We start from the raw sequence: 4,747 nt of genomic DNA, 5'->3' as shown, positions 1-4,747 counted from the left end.
GATTTATTAACAAGCATTAAGGTTTCTATATATTTACCAATACGGTTTGTGTTATTTTTAATATAATCTAGATAGCTTTCCTGATCTTCTGTTAGATTTGTTTCTCCTAATAATTCTGAATTTCCCTTAATAATTGAAAGAGGAGTCTTTATATCATGGCTTAATGCTGAAATCTGATTTCTTTTTTTCTCTTCCTCTCTCCAGTTTGTCCTTAAAGATTCACTTAATCCTACTTTCATTTTTTCTAAACTTTCTAATATGACATTAAATTCTTGAACATTTGACTTTTTAATTTGAAAATCTAAGTTTTGTTTCCTGATTTCTTCTGAAGCTTCTAGCAAAGGATTCAATTCTTTCGATATTTTCTTTGCCCAAATTAATGTGGTGGTAACAATACTAATAAGGCAAAATATTATCAGTAAAATTAGCAATAAAATATTTATTTGTGGTAGATTTTTTTGCATCCAAGGACTTTTATAATAAGGTTTTAGGTTATAAGCTACAAGTACATATCCATCTGATCTTTGTATTTCCATAAAAGATAAATTGGCATTAGAATAACCAGATCCCTTATGATAGTTAAAGGCTATATCTTGGATATTCTTATTCATATTTGTTTCTACAACTTTTTCGTCTTTTGCTAAAAATAGATAAGATGTATTATTTGGTAGCAATGATTTTTCGAATTTTTTTGAAGTGGCAATATTTATCCTTTTTTCAAGAATTAAACTCTCAGTATGGTTTGCTGGAAATATCCACTTAAATTGATAAGAAGCGGATATAAAAGCTAGGATTAATAAAACGGAGATTGCTAGTCCTAGCCCAATACTTAACAAATATTTAAAAAGTATATTTTTAAGAGATTGACCTTTTGATTTTAATTCCATTTATATCCGATTCCCCATACTGTTTCAATTGGATTTTTTCCATATTTTTGAAACTTTGCCCTAATATTTTTTATATGTTCTGATATTGCAGATGCATCTCCTATACCATCAAATCCAAAGATAAGCTCATATATTTGGTCTCTTGAAAATACTTGTCCTTTTCTTTTTGCTAGTAATTCTGAAATTTGATACTCGGATTTTGTTAAATGAACTTTTTCATCTCCTACAAAAACTTCATTGGAAGATAAATCAAATCGAATTTCACCAAGATTTAAACTAGTGTGTCGTTCTCTTTTTTCTCGTCTTAAATGGGCTTCGATACGAGCTACTAGTTCTGCTGCACCAAATGGTTTTGTGATGTAATCATCACCACCAATTAATAAGCCCTCAACGATATCTTCTTCCATAGTTTTTGCCGTTAAAAAAAGAATAGGGCAGTCTACTTTAGCTCGAATATCCTTACAGAAACTAATTCCGTCAATACCTGGCATCATAATATCAAGTAGAATCAAGTCATATTTACTAAGTTTACTATTATCAATCTCTAAAGGATTTTGATATACATCGACCTCATGATTGTTCTTTTTCAAAATATTTTTTATTAGTTCAAGCATATCTAACTCATCATCAACTGCAAGAATTAAAGACATTTTATCACCTCCTAATTTTAAATTAAAAACTTTTATTCACTAATAGATTTCCCATCCCACTTATTAAACCAAATAATTGAGGAAATAAATAAGATTAAGATAATAAAGGATGCTATTATACCCCACAGCCTAAACTCTTTATAAAAATAGGAAGGATCTAAAGCTTTGCCCATCGTTATATACATCGCAGGAAGCCTGGAGCCCCAAGTACAAGGTATAAAATACCAAATACTATCGCCAATGACAGTCATTGAAAGCAAAGCAATCATTGTTTCTAGAAAACCCAATCCAATAGATCCACCACTACTTAACTCAATTGATACCCAAAGATGAATCATGTATAGAGAAAGGCTGCTAATAAGAATTAAGAAAAATTCAATAAGCCAATCTGAGATATTTTGATATCCTGTTAATATTGCAAAAATTATAATAGATAAAGTAAGAGAAATAACAAATTCCAATTCTAATACAAGGAGTTTTCCTATATAGGCTTTGCTTCTAGATTTTGTAGTAGATAAAAGCACTTGAAATTTTCCAGCACTCATTTCCATATCAACTACTTTTGAAGTTATCAAACTTAATATTATTGGCATTACTGCTCCTAAAAGTACAAAATAAGTTTGTATTATATCGTTTTCTTCAAAATTTTTTAATCCAGTGGTTTTTGATGCCACATAAAATAATAAAGAATAGGCTATAGGTAAGACTATGTGAATCCAAGGAAGCCAGGTGCCTTTAATTTTGTATATTTCTGATTTTATTATATTTATCATTATTTTACCTCTTGTTTTGAAAACCATTTTGCACTTATCATTGTTAGTAAGGTAAATAGACATATAGATAAAATACAAGGAATAAGTAACGATGTGTTTGATACCATTGGATTTGATGCTTCTATTAAAATACCACTTGGTAGAATATGCATAACAGGAATCATTAACCTAATTCCCCAAGAATATGGGCAATAAATCCAAAAAGCACTGTCAGACAAGAATATTCCTGATCCTAAACCTAATACTGCATTTACTGCAATACTTGCGATAAAGCCAAATTTTTTTGCTAAGAAAAAGCATAGAGGGATTTGCCAAATATTGGTTATTATTAGTAAGAAACTTGCAAATAGTAATGTGGAAAATCCATAGTTTGGTGTTAATTGCCCTCCAATTAAAAATTGAAAAATATACACCCCTAGCATATGAATTATAGCAGCAATACTCATATAAATAAATGCTGTGATTATCTTTGAAACCCATAACTTTTTGAGATTAATATTTAGAGGGAAAACTGCTCTGTAGTTTAATTTCCTACTTTCTTTTCTATCCATCATTGCTGGGATTAATGCAAAAGTTGTAGGCATTATTATGACATACCACCAGTTATAGGAATTAATAGTGAAATAACTTGGCATAAGAAAGAGTGACAACAAGATTAAAGATATTGGCATAATAACTAATAACTTCTTCAAAAAAGTGCCCTTGTGTTTTAAATTTTCTGCAAGAATATAAGATATCATTTTTTACACTCCCATTCCACTTTTTATAACATTCATAAAAAGTTCTTCTAAATTGTCATCATGATTAATAATGTTTTGATATTGCAATTTTCCATTATTAATAATCCCAATATGGTCAGCAGTTTGTTCAACTTCTGCTAAAATATGACTAGACAAAATAACGGTTATTCCTTTTTCTGGGAAAGATCTTATTAAATCACGCAATTCCTGAATTCCTAGAGGATCAAGTCCGTTTGTTGGCTCATCTAAAATCAAAAGCTTAGGATTATTTAATAAGGCAATGGCGATACCTAGCCTTTGTTTCATCCCTAAAGAAAATTGACCACTTTTCTTTTTGCCAGTATCTTTTAAACTAACTATTTCCAAAACTTCATCAATCCTAGAATCTGGTAACCCTAGTAGGAGTGTCCTTACTTTTAAATTTTCCCTAGCCGATAAGTTCTCATACAAGGCAGGCATTTCTATCAAGGCACCAATATCCGATAAATCGTCACGACTCCACTCATGACCTTCAAAAAAGATTTGACCAGATGTTTTATGAATCATTCCAGTAATCATCTTCAATGTAGTCGATTTACCAGCTCCATTAGGTCCTAGCAATCCATAGATAGAATTCTCTTTTATTTTTAAAGAAATATTATCTACTGCTTTTTGCTTACCAAAGGTTTTAGTAAGATTTTTTGTTTCTAATATCAATTTGTCCATAAATGAACCTCCTCTTCATTTTATAAACTTAGTATAAAATACAAATTTAAGGATTCCATAAGGAAAATAAGCTTCTTTAAAAATTAATAGATTGTTTTTATCTTAAAAGTAAACAAATTATCCGGTACTGGTACTGGGATGGGACTAAAAATCTGAAAACGTCCTATAATTAGAAGAATTTAGTGATACAAGAAAAAATATAATCTAGCATTTTGATTGGCTTGGGATATATCGTACGTTTGGAAAAGAAGAATGGGAATAAAACTCCCCTGTGTGGGAGTTTTACCCGAAAAATAGAGCAGATCGCGGAGAGCAGTGAAACTGTGATTTTCGTTAGTCCCACCATCTATGGGTGACCGATGCGAAAGCATCGGTCATTTTTGAGACCACTCAGCCACTGCACCAGGCCTACCATCTATTTCTGACGAAATAGGGTTAGGACTTCGCGTGGTGGGTCTTCCAAAAGCCAGACGGGCTAGCACAAAACTAAGCGAGAAAACTCACGAGAGTTTTCGAGAGGACATCGCAAGCGATGTTTTTACGTTAGCCCCATATATCGAGCACGAAGTCGAAGATAGATGGATGGAAACCCTTCTGCAGGGAAGAAAAGCCGACGCGACGAATAGGAGCGTTGGCTTTTCTGATTCACTAAATGGGATTAAAAATTATGTAATAATTTTCAAGTATACTTAGGAAACAGTAAACCGAAGATGAAACGGTCAAATATACTCGTTTCGAATATACGTAATTGTGGCGTGACTCGCGTACGCCTCATATCGGATTTCTGTACTTAGTCTATTTCACCATATTTCCTAATAGATTATTTTTGAATATTATATAATTGGGCGTAATTGAGTAGTTTCTTTTAGAGATTAATCGAAGATAGATTAGGGAAAATAAGCAAGAAAATCATAAAGGATTTTTCAATTACAAAAAGATGAATATCTGTCTCTTATACACATCTGACGCTGCCGACGACCTAACACAGGTGT

At 31.6% G+C, this 4,747-nt stretch carries 5 protein-coding genes; all 5 read right to left on the bottom strand.

The window, feature by feature from the left end:
• On the bottom strand, positions 1 to 887 hold an 887-nt coding region (locus tag Q0W95_RS07455), incomplete at its 3' end, for a histidine kinase dimerization/phospho-acceptor domain-containing protein (protein WP_297791437.1).
• Entirely contained in the window at positions 878 to 1,537 is a 660-nt protein-coding gene (locus Q0W95_RS07450) for a response regulator transcription factor (RefSeq protein ID WP_297791435.1), read from the bottom strand. The genes Q0W95_RS07455 and Q0W95_RS07450, both read right to left, overlap by 10 nt.
• 32 nt (positions 1,538 to 1,569) lie before the next feature.
• Entirely contained in the window at positions 1,570 to 2,310 is a 741-nt protein-coding gene (locus tag Q0W95_RS07445; protein WP_297791433.1) for a lantibiotic immunity ABC transporter MutG family permease subunit, read from the bottom strand.
• The gene (locus Q0W95_RS07440; RefSeq protein ID WP_297791431.1) at positions 2,310 to 3,050 is read right to left on the bottom strand and encodes a lantibiotic immunity ABC transporter MutE/EpiE family permease subunit; all 741 of its coding nucleotides are present in this window, start codon (positions 3,048 to 3,050) and stop codon (positions 2,310 to 2,312) included. The genes Q0W95_RS07445 and Q0W95_RS07440 overlap by 1 nt, the downstream gene beginning before the upstream one ends.
• A gap of 3 nt (positions 3,051 to 3,053) precedes the next feature.
• The gene (locus Q0W95_RS07435) at positions 3,054 to 3,755 is read right to left on the bottom strand and encodes a lantibiotic protection ABC transporter ATP-binding protein (protein WP_297791429.1); all 702 of its coding nucleotides are present in this window, start codon (positions 3,753 to 3,755) and stop codon (positions 3,054 to 3,056) included.
• Positions 3,756 to 4,747: the final 992 nt, after the last annotated feature.

The organism is uncultured Anaerococcus sp., assembly GCF_947253225.1.
GTDB lineage: Bacteria > Bacillota > Clostridia > Tissierellales > Peptoniphilaceae > Anaerococcus.
This window is presented reverse-complemented; position numbering and strand designations above follow the sequence as displayed.

Bases quoted from the DNA above. Each gene is read 5' to 3' on its own strand.
- Q0W95_RS07450 (WP_297791435.1), bottom strand. From the start codon at position 1,537: ATGTCTTTAATTCTTGCAGTTGATGATGAGTTAGATATGCTTGAACTA.
- Q0W95_RS07445 (WP_297791433.1), bottom strand. From the start codon at position 2,310: ATGATAAATATAATAAAATCAGAAATATACAAAATTAAAGGCACCTGG.
- Q0W95_RS07440 (WP_297791431.1), bottom strand. From the start codon at position 3,050: ATGATATCTTATATTCTTGCAGAAAATTTAAAACACAAGGGCACTTTT.
- Q0W95_RS07435 (WP_297791429.1), bottom strand. From the start codon at position 3,755: ATGGACAAATTGATATTAGAAACAAAAAATCTTACTAAAACCTTTGGT.